Here is a 15,128-nt window from a genome sequence, read left to right as displayed (position 1 = left end):
CATTCTCACGTGCAACCGCCCGCTGTGGCCCCGGCCGCGGCCAGAATCCCCGAAATGCGACGGTCTGTGGCGTGCGCCTTTACAAAACTTAACAGTTCAGTTCAGAACTGCTCGTCCGGCGCCAGGTAGCGCCACTGGCCGGGCGGCAGCTCGCCCAGCTTGACGCGGCCGATGCGCACGCGCTTCAGGCCCACGACCTTCAGCCCGACCATCTCGCACATGCGGCGGATCTGGCGCTTCTTGCCTTCGCGCAGGGTAAAGCTGAGCTGGTCATCGTTCTGCCAGCGCACCTTGGCCGGCAGCAGTGGTTTGCCGTCCATCCACAGGCCATGGTTGAGCTTTTTCAGGTCGGCATCGGGCAGGCGGCCGGGCCGGGTGTACTGCACCCGCACCAGGTACTCCTTCTCGATCGAGGTGTCCTCGCCGATCAGCTTTCTCGCGATGCGGCCATCCTGGGTCAGCACCAACAGGCCCACCGAGTCGATATCCAGGCGCCCGGCCGGGACCAGGCTTTTCAGCTGCGACGGATGGAACTGCTCGGGCGAAGGGTCGGCGCTCCAGCGGTTTTCCGGCTTGACCAGCACCACGGCCGGCTTGTAGCCGTCCTCGGCCTGGCCGCTGACGTAGCCGACCGGCTTGTGCAGCAGCACGGTCACGCGCCGCGCCTGCTGGGCCTGGGCCTGGCGTTCCACCGTGATGCGCTGCGACGGCAGCACCTTGCTGCCCAGTTCGGAGACCACCTGGCCGTCCACCCGCACCCAGCCGCGGGCGATCCATTCGTCGGCCTCGCGGCGCGAGCACAGGCCAAGTTCGGACATGCGTTTGGAAAGGCGGAGCGGTTCAGTCATCGGTACTTGCAGGGGAAGGTTAAATCTTGAGTGCTTCGAGCAGGTCGGTCTCGAGCTGCACCTGGGTGCGCGGGTTGGACAGGGGGGCGCCGTCGATCAGGAACACGTCCTCGACGCGCTCGCCGAGGGTCATGATCTTGGCCGTGTGCAGGTTGATGCGGTAGCGCGTGAGCACCAGCGCCACCGAGTACAGCAGGCCGGTGCGGTCGTTGGCCGCGATCGACAGCACGTAATACTGGCCGCGTTCGTCCGGGCGCAGCTCCACGGTCGGCTGGATCGGGAAGGTGCGCGACAGGCGCGACAGGCGGCCGCGCACCGGCGGGCCCAGCGGGCTTTGGCGGGTCAAGAGCTCGGTCAGCTCGTGCTCGATCAGGTTGATGATGTCGCGGTAGCTGCCGGCGAAGGTCTGCTCGGTCACCAGGAAGGTGTCCAGCGCATACTTGGTGCGCGTGGTGTGGATCTTGGCGTCGAGGATCGAGAAGTTCTTGCGGTCGAAGTAGCTGCAGATGCGCGCGAACAGGTCGGGCTGGTCCTTGCAATACACGGTCACCTGCAGGCCTTCGCCAATGGGCGCCAGCCGGCACTTGACCACCGGGCGGGCGCTGTCCACCTTGTCGTGCAGCGCGCGCGTCTGCCATGCGATGTCGGAAGCATCGTGGCGCAGGAAGTAGGCCACGTCGAGCTGGTCCCACAGCTGTTCGTGCACGCTGGCCGACAGGCCGAACAGGCGCAGCGTGGCCAGCGCCTCCTGCTGGCGCGCGCGCAGCTCGCGGTCGGCGGAGGGCGGCTCGCCGCCCAGCACCCGCAGCGTGATCTTGTACAGGTCTTCCAGCAGCTTGGCCTTCCAGGCGTTCCACACCTTCGGGCTGGTGCCGCGGATGTCGGCCACCGTCAGCAGGTACAGCGCCGAGAGGTGGCGCTCGTCCTTGACCAGAGCGGTGAACGCGGCGATCACGTCGGGGTCGGACAGGTCCTGCTTCTGCGCCACCTGCGACATCGTCAGGTGATGCTCGACCAGGAACAGCACCAGCTCGGTGTCCTGCTCCGACAAGCCATGCTCGAGGCAGAACTGGGCGGCGTCCACGCGCCCGAGGGTAGAGTGGTCGCCGCCACGGCCCTTGGCGATGTCGTGGAACAGCGCGGCCACGTACAGCAGCCAGCGGTCGCGGAAGTTGGCGATCAGCTGGCTGCAGAACGGGTATTCGTGCGCGTGCTCGGGCATGGTGAAGCGGCGCAGGTTACGCACCACCATCATGATGTGCTGGTCCACGGTATAGGCGTGGAACAGGTCGTGCTGCATCTGGCCGATGATGTTGCGGAAGGTCGGCAGGTAGCGCCCCAGGATGCCCAGGTCGTTCATGCGCCGCAGCGCATGCACCAGCCCCTGCGGCGCCTGCAGGATGCGCAGGAACAGGCGGCGGTGCTCGGGGGCGGCGCGGAAGGCCTCGTCGATCTGCTTGCGCGCGTGCCACAGCGCGCGCGTTGTGCGCGCCGTCATGCCCTTGATGTCGGGGCGCTCGGTCATCACCACGAAGATCTCGAGCACGGCCGACGGGTTGGCCTGGAAGGTGTCGTCGCGGGCGATGTCGATGAAGCCGTTCACCTCGTTAAAGCGCGGGTTGACCGGCATCGGCACCGTCGGCTGCGGGAACAGGCGCGCCTCGATGTTCTGCAGCAAGATGGTGTTGAGCTGGGTGACGGTCTTGGCGGCCCAGTAGTAGCGCTGCATCAGGAATTCGCTGGCGCGGCGGGCGTCGGCCCCGTCGGAGTTGGCCAGGCCAAAGGTCTCGGCGATCGCGGTCTGCACGTCGAACAGCAGGCGGTCCTCGCGGCGCCCGGTGTGCAGGTGCAGGCGCACGCGGATGTCCTTGAACGCGCGCTCCTTTTCCATCAGCTGGCGCGCTTCCTCGCGCGTGATCAGGCCGCGCGTGGCCAGCTGGCCCCACGAGTTGGCCAGGCCCGCGGCCTTGGCCACCCACAGGATCACCTGCAGGTCGCGCAGCGCGCCCGGGCTCTCCTTGCAATTGGGTTCGAGCGCGAACGCGGTGTATTCGTACTTGGCGTGGCGCAGCCGCATTTCGGCGGTCTTGGCCTGGAAGAAGGCCTGCGGGTCCATCGCTTCGCGGTAGCGCCGCTGCAGCTGCGCGAACAAGGCCTGGCTGCCGGTGACCAGGCGCGCTTCCAGCAGGCTGGTTTGCACCGTGATGTCGGCCTCGGACTCGACCATGCATTCGTCCACGGTGCGGATGCTGTGGCCGATTTCCAGGCCCAGGTCCCAGAGCAGCTGCACCAGTCCCTCGACGCGGGCCTGGGTCAGGGCGTCCAGCGGCGCGCCCAGCAGGATCAGGACATCGACGTCGGAGTAGGGGAACAGTTCGCCGCGGCCGTAGCCGCCCACGCCCACCAGCGCCGTGTCGGCCGGCAGCCCGGCGGCCTGCCAGGCCTCGGCCAGCACCGCGTCCACCACGCGGCGCAGGCCGCGCAGCAGCTTCTCGGGCTTGCCGTCATGGCGGAACTCGGCGATGACCTGCTGGCGTTGGGCCTTCAGCTTTTGCTTGAGCCGGGGGCGCGCCTGGTCGAGCAGCGCGGCGACTGGCATGTCAGGCCGCCGCTTGTGCCTTGGGCTGGATGATGGCCGGCGGGGGCGGGGTGCCGGCCGACTTGGTCAGGATTTCGTAGCCGGTTTCGGTCACCAGCACCGTGTGCTCCCACTGGGCCGACAGGCTGCGGTCCTTGGTCTTGATGGTCCAGCCGTCCGGCATTTCGCGGATTTCGCGGCGGCCGGCATTGATCATCGGCTCGATCGTGAAGATCATGCCCGCTTCCAGCTTTTCGTGGGTGCCGGGGCGGCCGTAGTGCAGCACCTGCGGCTCTTCGTGGAACACGCGGCCGATGCCGTGGCCGCAGAACTCGCGCACCACGCTGTAGCCGTTCTTTTCGGCGTGCTGCTGGATCGCGTGGCCGATGTCGCCCAGGTGGATGCCCGGCTTGACCATCGAAATGCCGATCCACATGCACTCATAGGTCACGTCCGACAGGCGGCGCGCCAGGATCGACGGCTCGCCGACGAAGAACATGCGGCTGGTGTCGCCGTGGAAGCCGTCCTTGATGACGGTGATGTCGATGTTGAGCGCGTCGCCGTTCTTGAGCACCTTGTCGCCCGGGATGCCGTGGCAGATCACGTCGTTGACCGAGGTGCAGATCGCCTTCGGGTACGGGGTGTAGCCCGGCGGCGCGTAGTTCAGCGGGGCCGGCACCGTGCCCTGCACGTTGACCATGTACTCGTGGCACAGGCGGTCGAGTTCGCCCGTGGTCACGCCCGGCTTGATGAAGGGCGTGATGTAGTCGAGCACTTCGGAGGCCAGGCGGCCGGCCACGCGCATGCCTTCGATTTCTTCCGGGGTTTTGATGGAAATGGACATAGGGGTCACAATCAGGAAAAGGAAAGGCACGGCCGCGCGCCAAGGGGCCGCACCGTGCTAAAAATTCATGCCATTATACGGCATCTTGTCCGGGGCTGCCCCGGGACGCGGCTGGCGGCCGGGGCAGGGGCGCGCGCATGCTTGAAAAAGACCCCGAATCCGGCTAGAATCTCGGGTTGCTTGATTTCACTTCGAGCAACGCCCTCAAAAGCGTCTTTTTATCAAATCGCGAACAGCGTCCGACAAAGGGTGCCTGCAAAGGTGACTGGGCCTGTTCAAGACTTAACCCTGGAGAAATTCAATGTCCGTTACTATGCGCGAAATGCTGGAAGCCGGTGTGCACTTCGGCCACCAGACCCGTTTCTGGAACCCGAAGATGGCCCCGTTCATCTTTGGTCATCGCAACAAGATCCACATCATCAACCTGGAAAAAACCATGGCGATGTACCAGGATGCGATGAAAACCATCAAGCAGATCGCTGCCAACCGCGGCACCATCCTGCTGGTGGGCACCAAGCGCCAGGCCCGCGACATCATCGCCGCTGAAGCGCAACGCGCCGGCGTGCCGTATGTTGACCAGCGCTGGCTGGGCGGCATGCTGACCAACTTCAAGACCATCAAGACCTCGATCAAGCGCCTGAAAGACATGGAAGCTGCCATCGAGTCGGGCGAAGTCGACAAGATGTCGAAGAAAGAAGCCCTGATGTTCAACCGCGAGCTGGACAAGCTGCAAAAGTCGATCGGCGGCATCAAGGACCTGAACGGCGTGCCGGACGCGATCTTCGTCGTGGACGTCGGCTACCACAAGGGCGCCGTCACCGAAGCCGGCAAGCTGGGCATCCCGGTCATCGGCGTGGTTGACACCAACCACTCGCCGGAAGGCGTGACCCACGTGATCCCGGGCAACGACGACTCGTCGAAGGCGATCACCCTGTACGCACGCGGCGTGGCCGATGCGATCCTGGAAGGCCGTGCCAACGCGACCAACGAAGTGGTCGAGATGGTCAAGGGCGGCGACGAATTCGTCGAAGTTTCCGAGCAAGCATAATTGCAGGGCAGGCCGCGCGCCTGCCCACTGACCGAAGGGGGGCCTTGCCTCCCCTTTTTTTAAGCAGAACAAACGCGGCACGCGCCCTGCGCGGTCCGCACCCTGGATACCAATTTAGGAGAAAACAACATGGCAGCGATTACTGCAGCGATGGTTGGCGAACTGCGCGCCAAGACCGACGCCCCGATGATGGAATGCAAAAAAGCACTGACCGAAGCCGAAGGCGACATGGCTCGTGCCGAAGAGATCCTGCGCGTCAAGCTGGGCGGCAAGGCATCGAAGGCCGCAGCCCGCATCACCGCTGAAGGCGTGGTGGCCGCTTACATCGCCGGCAACGTCGGCGCGCTGGTCGAAATCAACAGCGAAACCGACTTCGTCGCCAAGAACGAAGAGTTCCTGGCCATGGCCAACCTGGCTGCCAAGCTGGTCGCCGAGAACAACCCGTCCGACGTCGCTGCCCTGTCGGCCCTGCCGGTGGACGGCAAGACCTTCGACGACGTGCGCACCGCGCTGATCGGTAAAATCGGCGAGAATATGACCGTGCGCCGCTTCAAGCGCTTCGACACCAGCGCCAAGCTGGCTTCGTACCTGCACGGCGCGCGCATCGGCGTGATCGTCGAGTTCGACGGCGCCGACGACCAGGTCGGCAAGGACGTGGCGATGCACATCGCCGCGATGAAGCCGGTCGCCCTGTCGTCGGAGCAAGTGCCGGCCGAGCTGATCGAGAAAGAGCGTTCGGTTGCCCAGCTCAAAGCCCAGGAAGACGCCGACAAGGCCGTCGCCGAAGGCAAGCAGCCGCAATCGGCCGAGATCGTCGCCAAGCGTATCGACGGCTCGGTGCAGAAGTTCCTGAAAGAAGTGTCGCTGCTGAACCAGGCATTCGTGAAGAACGACAAGCAGTCGGTCGAGCAAATGCTGAAAGCGGCCAACGCGAACGTCAAATCGTTCGTGATGTACGTGGTAGGCGAGGGCATCGAAAAGAAAGTCGACGACTTCGCAGCAGAAGTCGCAGCACAGATGGCTGCTTCCAAGCAGTAAAATGGAAAACGGGCCGCGAGGCCCGTTTTTTTAGCCTATGGCCCCTGAGCCGTCATCCCCGCGAAGGCGGGGATCCATGCTGGGCCAACTGGGTAGCGGCCCGTGCAGTACTGCAATAGGTCTATGGGTCCCCGCCTCCGCGGGGACGACGTGGAAGCGGCACGGGCCAAAGAAGTACCTCCATCGCCTCCGGGCAGATGAGGCCGCCACCCGCGGCCAGACCCGAATTTCGTAACAACACATTAAGGAGCCCGCACCATCATGACCAAACCCGCCTATCAACGAGTCCTCCTTAAACTGTCCGGCGAAGCGCTGATGGGCGATGACCCGTTCGGCATCAATCGCGCCACCATCGAGCGCATGGTCGCCGACGTGGCCGAAGTGGCAAACATGGGGGTACAGTTGGCGGTCGTGATTGGCGGTGGCAACATCTTCCGCGGCGTGGCGCCCGGGGCGCAGGGCATGGACCGTGCCACCGCCGACTACATGGGCATGCTGGCCACCGTGATGAACGCGCTGGCCCTGGCCGATGCCATGCGCCAGCAGGGCATCACCGCGCGCGTCATGAGCGCCATCGCGATCGAGCAGGTGGTCGAGCCCTACGTGCGCCCGAAAGCGCTGCAGTACCTGGAAGAAGGCAAGGTCGTCGTGTTCGCCGCCGGCACCGGCAACCCCTTCTTCACCACCGACACCGCGGCCGCGCTGCGCGGCTCGGAAATCTCCGCCGAAATTGTTTTGAAGGCAACCAAGGTCGATGGCGTATATACTGCCGATCCGAAGAAGGATCCGCACGCCACCCGCTATGAATCGATTTCGTTCGACGAGGCGATCTCGAAGAACCTGCAGGTGATGGATGCGACCGCATTCGCCCTGTGCCGCGACCAGAAGCTGCCGATCAAGGTGTTTTCCATCGTCAAGCCGGGTGCGCTCAAGCGCGTGATCATGGGCGAAGACGAAGGTACACTGGTACACGTTTAACAGAAAATTTAAGTTTAGAACTCAGGAGAGCAGCATGTCTGTAGCTGACGTGAAGAAGAACGCCCAGGATCGGATGAACAAGTCGATCGAGACCCTGAAGAGCGACCTGGCGAAGGTCCGTACCGGCCGCGCCCATACCGGCATCCTCGACCACGTGATGGTGGATTACTACGGTTCGCCGACCCCGCTGTCGGGCGTGGCCAACCTGACCCTGCTGGACGCGCGCACGATCGGCGTGCAGCCGTGGGAAAAGAAGATGCTGGCCGTCATCGAAAAAGCGATCCGCGAATCGGACCTGGGCCTGAACCCGTCCTCGTTCGGCGAGATGATCCGCGTGCCGACCCCGCCGCTGACCGAAGAGCGCCGCAAGGAAATGGTCAAGCTGTGCAAGTCGGAAGCGGAAGACGCCAAGATCGCCGTGCGTAACATTCGCCGCGACGCCAACGAACAGCTCAAGAAAATGGTCAAAGACAAGGCGATCTCGGAAGACGAGGAGCGCCGCTCCCAGGACGAGATCCAGAAGCTGACCGACAAATTCGTGGCCGATATCGACAAGCTCGTTGGGGAAAAAGAAAAAGAAGTCCTGACCGTGTAATCCTGGCGCCTCGCGCGTCCGCAGCGGACCGGCCTGGCCAGTATGGCCCGCCCGGTCCGTCCTTTCTTTTTGTATCGCCTCCGGGTCCCGATATATGATTTTCAAAAGTTCGACGACCGCAGTTCCCGAGACGCCGCTGGTGCCGCGCCACGTCGCCATCATCATGGATGGCAACGGGCGCTGGGCGACCAAGCGGCTGTTGCCGCGCGTGGCGGGCCACGTCAAGGGCGTGGAAGCGGTGCGCACCGTGGTCGAGGCATGCGTGGAGCGGGGCATCGAGTACCTGACCCTGTTCGCGTTCTCCTCCGAAAACTGGCGCCGGCCTGCGGAAGAGGTGTCGCTGTTGATGCGCCTGTTCGTCACCGCGCTCGAGCGCGAAGTGTCGAAGATGCACGCCAATAACATCCGCCTGAAGGTGGTGGGCGACCTGTCGCGCTTCGACCCCAAGCTGCAGGAGATGATCGCCGGCGCCATGCGCAAGACCGCCAACAACACGCGCTTGACGGTGACCGTGTGCGCCAACTACGGCGGCCGCTGGGACATCATGCAGGCCACCGGCAAGATGGTCGCGGCCCATCCCGGCGCCACCGAATTCACCGAAGAGATGCTGGCGCCGCACCTGGCCATGGCCTACGCGCCCGAGCCCGACCTGTTCATCCGCACCGGCGGCGAGGAGCGCATCTCCAACTTCCTGCTGTGGCAGCTGGCGTACTCCGAGCTGTACTTCACCGACACCTTCTGGCCGGATTTCGACAGCCAGTCGCTCGACGCGGCGATCGCGTCCTACCAGAGCCGCGAGCGCCGTTTCGGCCGCACCGGCGAACAAGTGGCAAAGAAAAGCTGATGCTGAAAACCCGGGTCATCACGGCGGTCGTGCTGCTGGCAGTGCTGCTGCCCATCCTGTACTTCAACAACTACACGGCGTTTGCCGTGGTGGCCACGGTGTTTTTCGGCGCGGCGATCTGGGAAGCCTTCCGGCTGTTTAACCCTGCCTCCAACAGCGCCCTGGTGGTGGCCGGTTTCTGGACCGCGGCGTTTGCCTATGGCTTTTTCGTGCAGGGACCCGGCAACCTGACCTTCTGGTTCGCCATCAGCGTGCTGATCTGGCTGCTGCGGCTGGCGCCTTCGCTCAAGATCGGCCTGCCGCCGCTGGATGCGGGCGGCAACACGCTGCTGTCCGTGACCTACGCGATCGCCATCGTCGGCTGCTTTGCCGCGATCGTCGCGCTGTTCCTGCATTCGCCGCTGTACCTGCTGTCGGTGATGGCGCTGGTCTGGATCGCCGACATCGGCGCCTACTTTGCCGGCAAGGCCTTCGGCAAGCGCAAGCTGGCCCCGTCCATCTCGCCCGGCAAGTCGTGGGAAGGCGCGGTTGGCGGCGGCATCGCGGTGCTGGTCATCGCCTCGCTCACCGTGCTGTTCGGCGGCCAGGCCCTGGCCGACACCTTTGCCGCGCGCACCGTGGCCCGGCTGGGCTGGGCCGCGCTGCTGGCCGTACTCATCCTCATCGTCGCCGCCAGTGTGGTGGGCGACCTGTTCGAATCACAGCTCAAGCGCCGCGCTGGCATGAAGGACAGCAGCAACCTGCTGCCTGGCCACGGCGGGGTGCTGGACCGGATCGACGCACTGATCCCGGTATTGCCATTGGCGGCGTTGATCGGCGCCTGGCTCTAAAAGGAGCTTCACAATGCAACGCATCACCATTCTCGGCGCCACCGGCTCGATCGGCGCCTCGACACTCGACGTGCTCGCGCGTCATCCCGAAAAATACCAGGTCCATGCGCTCACCGCGCATGGCCGCGTGGACGAACTGGCCGCGCAGTGCCGCGCGTTTCGCCCGGCGCGCGCGGTGGTCGGCACGGCCGAAGCCGCGCAGCGCCTGGCGCAGTTGATTGCCGACCTGCCGGTCAGCGTCGAATACGGCGCGCAGGCCCTGTGCGACGTGGCCGCGAGCCCCGACACCGACACCGTGATGGCGGCCATTGTCGGCGGCGCCGGCCTGGCGCCCACGCTGGCCGCTGCCCGCGCGGGCAAGAAGGTACTGCTCGCGAACAAGGAGGCGCTGGTCATGTCCGGCCAGCTGTTCATGGATGCGGTCAAGGAGCACAAGGCCACGCTGCTGCCGATCGACAGCGAACACAATGCGATCTTCCAGTCGCTGCCGCAGTCGTACGCGCGCCAGCCCGGCGCGTCCGGCGTGGCGCGCATCCTGCTCACCGCATCGGGCGGTCCGTTCCTGAACCGCGCCGTCGACACGCTCGAAGACGTGACGCCCGAGGAAGCGTGCAAGCACCCGAACTGGGTCATGGGCCGCAAGATCTCGGTGGACTCGGCGACCATGATGAACAAGGGCCTGGAGGTGATCGAGGCGCACTGGCTGTTCGGCGCGCCGGCCGAGATGATCGAGGTCGTGATCCACCCGCAATCGGTGATCCACTCGATGGTCTCGTACGTGGACGGTTCGGTGGTGGCGCAGCTGGGCAACCCGGACATGCGCACCCCGATCGCGCACGCGCTGGCCTTCCCCGAGCGGATCGAGTCGGGCGTCGGCCAGCTCGACCTGACCCAGATGGCTTCGCTGCAGTTCCACCGTCCCGACTACCAGCGCTTTCCGTGCCTGGCGCTCGCCTTCGAAGCCCTGCGCGATGGCGGCACGGCCCCGGCGCTGCTCAATGCCGCCAACGAAGTGGCGGTGCAGGCCTTCCTCGAGCGCCGCATCGGATTCCGTGACATCGACCGCGTGATCGGCCGCGTGATGGACGAGATCCCGCATGGCGCCGCCTCGTCGATCGAGGCCGTGATGGAACAGGATGCGCGCGCCCGTGCCGCGGCCGAGCGCGCGGTCGCGGGTCTTGCGAGGGCTTGATGCCATGAACCTCATTTATACCGTACTGGCTTTCCTGCTGGCCCTGGGCCCCCTGGTGGTGTTCCACGAGCTGGGGCACTACGCTGTCGCCCGCCTGTGCGGCGTGAAGGTGCTGCGTTTTTCGGTCGGCATGGGCAAGATCGTCTGGATGCGCCGCTTCGGCCGCGACCAGACCGAATGGGCGCTGTCGGCGCTGCCGATCGGCGGCTACGTCAAGATGCTCGACAAGCGCGACCCGTCCACCGCGCCGCGCGACGAGACGGAGCTGGCGCGCGAATTCACTTCGCAAAGCGCGGCCAAGCGCATGGCCATCATCGCCGCCGGACCGCTGGCCAACTTCCTGCTGGCGATCGTGCTGTTCGCCGCGCTGTTCATGCATGGCGTGCAGGAGCCGAGCGCACGCCTGTACGTGAACCCGAACGCCAGCGCCGCGTACCAGGCCGGCATGCGTGCCGGCGACACCGTCACCGCGGTCAACGGCGATCCGGTGCGCTCGCTGTCCGAGCTGCGCTGGGAGATCCTCAACGCCGCCGTGGACAAGCGCGAGGCGCAGCTCGAACTGCGCGGCGCCGGCGGCGGCAGCTACCGCGCCACCATCCCGGCCACCGCGATGGCCAAGCTGGACGTGGACAGCGACGTGCTGGGCGCCTTGGGCATGGACATGTGGCGCCCGCCCGCGATGCTGGGCGAGGTGGTGGCAGGCGGCGCGGCCGCGAGAAGCGGCCTGCGCAAGGGCGACCTGGTCACCGCCATCGACGGCAAGCCAGTCTCCGACTGGGTTGCGCTGACCCAGGTGGTGCGCCAGTCCGCGGGGCGCGTGCTGCGCCTGTCCGTCACCCGCGACGGCACGCCGATGGAAGTGGCGGTCACGCCCGATCGCGACGAGGCATCGGGGCGCGGCATGATCAAGGCCATGGTCGGCGTGCAGCCAGAGATCGTGACCGTCAGCTACGGGCCGCTTTCGGCGCTGCGCCACGCGGCCAGCGAAACCTGGGGCCAGGCCACCATGATGCTCAAGATGATCGGCAAGATGATCACCGGCGAAGTCTCGCTGAAGAACGTGGCCGGCCCGATCACCATTGCGGACGCCGCGGGCCAGAGCGCGCATGCGGGATTGTCGGTCTTCTTGCGCTTTATCGCCTTCATCAGCATCAGTCTGGGTGTAATGAATCTGTTACCAATTCCGGTTCTGGATGGTGGCCATTTGCTGTATTATTCGCTGGAAGTTTTGACAGGGCGCCCCGTGCCCGAACGGATCGGAGAGATGGTCCAACGCGCGGGGGTAGGCCTGCTGTTCATGCTGATGGCGCTCGCCGTTTTCAACGACCTTGCGCGGCTGCTGTAGGGCTGCACCAGCGCAGGCGTTAGAATACGCCGTTTGTCCGATGACTGACCCATTGAATAACCCCAATGAAATTACAATCGAATAGTTTTGCCCCGCCGTTCATCCGCCGCAGCCTCATTGGCGCCGCCGTGCTGGCCGTGTGCGCCAGCCAGGCGCAAGCCGCCGCCCCGTTCAAGGTCAAGGACATCCGGGTCGAAGGCATCCAGCGGACGGAAGCGGGCACCGTGTTCAGCTATCTGCCGGTGCGCGTGGGCGAAACCTTCGATGACGACAAGGCCACCGCTGCCATCAAGGCGCTGTATGCGACCGGCTTCTTCAAGGACGTGCGCCTGGAAGAAGAAAACGGCGTGCTGGTCGTGCTGGTCGAGGAACGGCCGGCCATCGCCTCGGTGGACTTCACCGGCACCAAGGAATTCGAAAAGGACATGCTGGTCAAGGCGCTCAAGGAAATCGGCGTGGGCGAGACCAAGATCTTCGACAAGGCCTCGGTGGACCGCGCGGAGCAGGAGCTCAAGCGCCAGTACCTGTCGCACGGCCTGTATGGCGTCAAGATCACCACCACCGTCACCCCGATCGAGCGCAACCGCGTGAACATCATGTTCAACGTGGACGAGGGCGACGTCGCCAAGATCAGGCAGATCAACATCGTTGGTAACAAGGCTTTCAGCGACAAGCAGCTGCGCGAGCTGCTGCAGTTGTCCACCTCGGGCTGGTTCACCTGGTACTCCAAGGCCGACCAGTACTCCAAGACCAAGCTGACCGGCGACATCGAAGCCATCAAATCCTGGTACCTGGATCACGGCTACCTCGAGGCCAACGTCGAATCGACCCAGGTCGCGATCACGCCGGACAAGAAGGACATCTACCTGACCATCAACATCACCGAAGGCGAGAAGTACACCGTCTCCAGCGTGAAGCTCGATGGCGAGATGTTCGGCCGCGAGGAAGAGCTGCGCCAGCTGATCCTGCTGCGCCCGGGCCAGACCTATTCCGGCGCCGCACAAGAGGCGTCGAACAAGCGCATCGCCGCGCGCCTTGGCACCTTTGGCTATGCCTTCGCCAACGTGACCGCCAACCCCGAGATCGACCGCGCCAAGCGCCAGGTGGCCTTCACCTTCTTCGTCGATCCGGGCAAGCGCGCGTATGTGCGCCACATGACCATTTCGGGTAACACCACCACCCGCGACGAAGTGATCCGCCGCGAGTTCCGCCAGTTCGAAAGCTCGTGGTACAACGCGGACAAGGTCAAGCTCTCGCGCGACCGCGTGGACCGCCTTGGCTACTTCAAGGACGTCAAGGTCGACACGCCCGAATCGCAGGGCACCTCGGACCAGGTGGACGTGAACTTCGAGGTCACCGAAAAGCCGACCGGTAACTTCATGATCGGCGGCGCATTCTCGCAGGCCGAAAAGTTCACCTTCACGGCCTCGGTGCAGCAGCAGAACTTCGCCGGCAGCGGCAACACGGTCGGCGTCGAACTGAATACGTCCAAGTACAACCGCACGATCGCGTTCTCGCAGACCAACCCGTACTTCACCGACGACGGCATCTCGCGCGCGTTCCAGCTGTACCTGCGCACCTCGCGCCCGCCGGCAGCCTACGTCGGCTCGTTCACCGTGCGCCAGCAGGGCGGCAACATCACCTTCGGCGTGCCGTTCTCGGAAACCGACACCGTGTTCTTCGGTATCGGCGCTGAGAAGACCCTGATCGAGACCGACGAGACCAGCCCGCCGCTGTACCAGCAGTTCGTGGCCCAGAACGGCGGCCCGGCAAACGGCGTGGGTACGGCCCGCACCTACGCGATCCCGCTGACCGTGGCCTGGGGCCGCGACTCGCGCGACAGCGCCATCACCCCGACCACCGGCCGCTACCAGCGCGCCAACCTCGAGGTGGACGCGATCGGCGACTCCAAATACTACCGCGCGATCTACGAACACCAGTGGTACCGCCCGCTCACGCGCTGGATGACGCTTGCCCTGCGCGGCGAGGCCGACTACGGCCACGGCATCGGCGGCCACCCGTACCCGATCTTCAAGAACTTCTATGCAGGCGGCATCGGCTCGGTGCGCGGCTATGAAAGCTCGACGCTGGGCGTGGTCGACCAGTTCAACAACCCGCTGGGCGGCACCAAGCGCGTGATCGGCAACGCCGAGCTGCAGTTCCCGTTCCCGGGCAGCGGCACCGACCGCAGCCTGCGCTGGTTCGTGTTCACCGACGGCGGCCAGGTCTGGCAGGAGAAAACCAAGCCGCGCTTTAACGAGCTGCGCTACTCGGCCGGTATCGGCCTGTCGTGGATTTCCCCGGTCGGCCCGCTCAAGTTGAGTTATGCTAAACCCTTGAACTCGCTGCCGGGCGACCGCCTGGAGCGCTTCCAGTTCCAGATGGGTACCGGCTTCTGACCCGACGGGGCCAATCTGATCCTACGTTTGCGGAGAACTATGTTGAAAAAATCGATTGCCTCGCTGCCCAGGAGCCTCGTGTTCGCGGCCTTGTGCGCGTGCTCGCTGGCCCAGGCGCAAACCGCGGTCGCGCCGAGCCGCATCGGTGTCGTGTTCACCGAGCGCCTGATGACCGAGTCCAAGATGGCGAAGGCGGCCGACGCCAAGATCCAGGCTGAATTCTCCAAGCGCCAGAAGGCCAACGAAGAGATGGTGGGCAAGCTGAAGGCCGCTTCCGAGAAGTTCGACGCCGATGCCCCGCGCATGAGCGACCTCGAGCGCACCAAGCGCTCGCGCGAGCTGTTCGACATGGAAAAGGACGTGCAGCGCATGCAGCGCGAGTTCCAGGAGGACCTCCTGCAGCGCAAGAACGAGGAGCGCGCCGCGATCGCCCAGAAGGCCTACAAGCTGATCGAGCAGATCGCCGAGCAGGAACACCTGGACGTGGTGCTGCAGGAAACCGCGTGGTCGAGCCCGCGCGTGGACATCACCGACAAGATCCTCAAGCAGCTCGACAAATAATACGATTTACACTGAATTGGAATAACCA

Annotated in this window: 13 protein-coding genes; 10 read left to right on the top strand and 3 right to left on the bottom strand. The window is 64.9% G+C overall.

Translation table 11 applies throughout. The annotated features are described in order from the left end of the window. Positions 1 to 101: 101 nt before the first annotated feature. From NX774_RS01245 to map, 3 genes are read right to left on the bottom strand one after another with little or no spacing between them, the layout of a single operon-like run. Positions 102 to 848 (bottom strand): pseudouridine synthase, encoded by a 747-nt coding sequence (locus tag NX774_RS01245; protein WP_258820338.1) that lies wholly within the window; start codon positions 846 to 848, stop codon positions 102 to 104. A gap of 19 nt (positions 849 to 867) precedes the next feature. Next, a complete protein-coding gene (locus NX774_RS01240; RefSeq protein ID WP_258820337.1) occupies positions 868 to 3,447 on the bottom strand; it encodes a [protein-PII] uridylyltransferase in 2,580 nt (859 codons plus the stop codon). A gap of 1 nt (position 3,448) precedes the next feature. Beyond that, the gene (gene map, locus NX774_RS01235; RefSeq protein WP_258820336.1) at positions 3,449 to 4,270 is read right to left on the bottom strand and encodes a type I methionyl aminopeptidase; all 822 of its coding nucleotides are present in this window, start codon (positions 4,268 to 4,270) and stop codon (positions 3,449 to 3,451) included. A gap of 301 nt (positions 4,271 to 4,571) precedes the next feature. Between map and rpsB the strand changes: the two genes are divergently transcribed. The 10 genes from rpsB (at position 4,572) to NX774_RS01185 (ending at position 15,100) form a co-directional block, all read left to right on the top strand. After that, positions 4,572 to 5,318: a 30S ribosomal protein S2 gene (gene rpsB / locus NX774_RS01230; RefSeq protein WP_258820335.1), complete on the top strand. Its 747-nt coding sequence runs from the start codon at positions 4,572 to 4,574 to the stop codon at positions 5,316 to 5,318. 129 nt (positions 5,319 to 5,447) lie between these two features. Continuing rightward, the gene (gene tsf, locus NX774_RS01225; RefSeq protein ID WP_258820334.1) at positions 5,448 to 6,356 is read left to right on the top strand and encodes a translation elongation factor Ts; all 909 of its coding nucleotides are present in this window, start codon (positions 5,448 to 5,450) and stop codon (positions 6,354 to 6,356) included. Positions 6,357 to 6,617: 261 nt separating this feature from the next. Then, positions 6,618 to 7,334: a UMP kinase gene (gene pyrH / locus NX774_RS01220; RefSeq protein WP_258820333.1), complete on the top strand. Its 717-nt coding sequence runs from the start codon at positions 6,618 to 6,620 to the stop codon at positions 7,332 to 7,334. Positions 7,335 to 7,368: 34 nt separating this feature from the next. Then, positions 7,369 to 7,929 carry a ribosome recycling factor gene (gene frr, locus NX774_RS01215; protein ID WP_258820332.1) on the top strand — a complete coding sequence of 187 codons (561 nt, stop codon included), beginning with the start codon at positions 7,369 to 7,371 and terminating at the stop codon, positions 7,927 to 7,929. A 94-nt stretch (positions 7,930 to 8,023) separates the two neighbouring features. After that, complete coding sequence (uppS, locus tag NX774_RS01210) at positions 8,024 to 8,773, top strand: polyprenyl diphosphate synthase (RefSeq protein ID WP_258820331.1); 750 nt, start codon at positions 8,024 to 8,026, stop codon at positions 8,771 to 8,773. Then, positions 8,773 to 9,603 carry a phosphatidate cytidylyltransferase gene (locus tag NX774_RS01205; RefSeq protein WP_258820330.1) on the top strand — a complete coding sequence of 277 codons (831 nt, stop codon included), beginning with the start codon at positions 8,773 to 8,775 and terminating at the stop codon, positions 9,601 to 9,603. The genes uppS and NX774_RS01205 overlap by 1 nt, the downstream gene beginning before the upstream one ends. A gap of 13 nt (positions 9,604 to 9,616) precedes the next feature. After that, positions 9,617 to 10,795, top strand: coding sequence for a 1-deoxy-D-xylulose-5-phosphate reductoisomerase (gene ispC / locus NX774_RS01200; RefSeq protein ID WP_258820329.1), 1,179 nt, complete (start codon positions 9,617 to 9,619; stop codon positions 10,793 to 10,795). A 4-nt stretch (positions 10,796 to 10,799) separates the two neighbouring features. Further along, positions 10,800 to 12,140 (top strand): RIP metalloprotease RseP, encoded by a 1,341-nt coding sequence (gene rseP / locus NX774_RS01195; protein ID WP_258820328.1) that lies wholly within the window; start codon positions 10,800 to 10,802, stop codon positions 12,138 to 12,140. 65 nt (positions 12,141 to 12,205) lie between these two features. Then, positions 12,206 to 14,539, top strand: coding sequence for an outer membrane protein assembly factor BamA (gene bamA / locus NX774_RS01190; protein ID WP_258820327.1), 2,334 nt, complete (start codon positions 12,206 to 12,208; stop codon positions 14,537 to 14,539). A gap of 39 nt (positions 14,540 to 14,578) precedes the next feature. After that, positions 14,579 to 15,100: an OmpH/Skp family outer membrane protein gene (locus NX774_RS01185; RefSeq protein ID WP_258820326.1), complete on the top strand. Its 522-nt coding sequence runs from the start codon at positions 14,579 to 14,581 to the stop codon at positions 15,098 to 15,100. Positions 15,101 to 15,128: the final 28 nt, after the last annotated feature.

It is taken from the genome of Massilia agilis, from assembly GCF_024756255.1.
In the GTDB taxonomy this organism is placed as follows: Bacteria; Pseudomonadota; Gammaproteobacteria; order Burkholderiales; family Burkholderiaceae_D; genus Telluria; species Telluria agilis.
Note: the sequence above shows the minus strand (reverse complement) of the source record. Positions and strands in the feature narration are given on the sequence as shown.

Bases quoted from the DNA above. Each gene is read 5' to 3' on its own strand.
- NX774_RS01245 (WP_258820338.1), bottom strand. From the start codon at position 848: ATGACTGAACCGCTCCGCCTTTCCAAACGCATGTCCGAACTTGGCCTG.
- NX774_RS01240 (WP_258820337.1), bottom strand. From the start codon at position 3,447: ATGCCAGTCGCCGCGCTGCTCGACCAGGCGCGCCCCCGGCTCAAGCAA.
- map (WP_258820336.1), bottom strand. From the start codon at position 4,270: ATGTCCATTTCCATCAAAACCCCGGAAGAAATCGAAGGCATGCGCGTG.
- rpsB (WP_258820335.1), top strand. From the start codon at position 4,572: ATGTCCGTTACTATGCGCGAAATGCTGGAAGCCGGTGTGCACTTCGGC.
- tsf (WP_258820334.1), top strand. From the start codon at position 5,448: ATGGCAGCGATTACTGCAGCGATGGTTGGCGAACTGCGCGCCAAGACC.
- pyrH (WP_258820333.1), top strand. From the start codon at position 6,618: ATGACCAAACCCGCCTATCAACGAGTCCTCCTTAAACTGTCCGGCGAA.
- frr (WP_258820332.1), top strand. From the start codon at position 7,369: ATGTCTGTAGCTGACGTGAAGAAGAACGCCCAGGATCGGATGAACAAG.
- uppS (WP_258820331.1), top strand. From the start codon at position 8,024: ATGATTTTCAAAAGTTCGACGACCGCAGTTCCCGAGACGCCGCTGGTG.
- NX774_RS01205 (WP_258820330.1), top strand. From the start codon at position 8,773: ATGCTGAAAACCCGGGTCATCACGGCGGTCGTGCTGCTGGCAGTGCTG.
- ispC (WP_258820329.1), top strand. From the start codon at position 9,617: ATGCAACGCATCACCATTCTCGGCGCCACCGGCTCGATCGGCGCCTCG.
- rseP (WP_258820328.1), top strand. From the start codon at position 10,800: ATGAACCTCATTTATACCGTACTGGCTTTCCTGCTGGCCCTGGGCCCC.
- bamA (WP_258820327.1), top strand. From the start codon at position 12,206: ATGAAATTACAATCGAATAGTTTTGCCCCGCCGTTCATCCGCCGCAGC.
- NX774_RS01185 (WP_258820326.1), top strand. From the start codon at position 14,579: ATGTTGAAAAAATCGATTGCCTCGCTGCCCAGGAGCCTCGTGTTCGCG.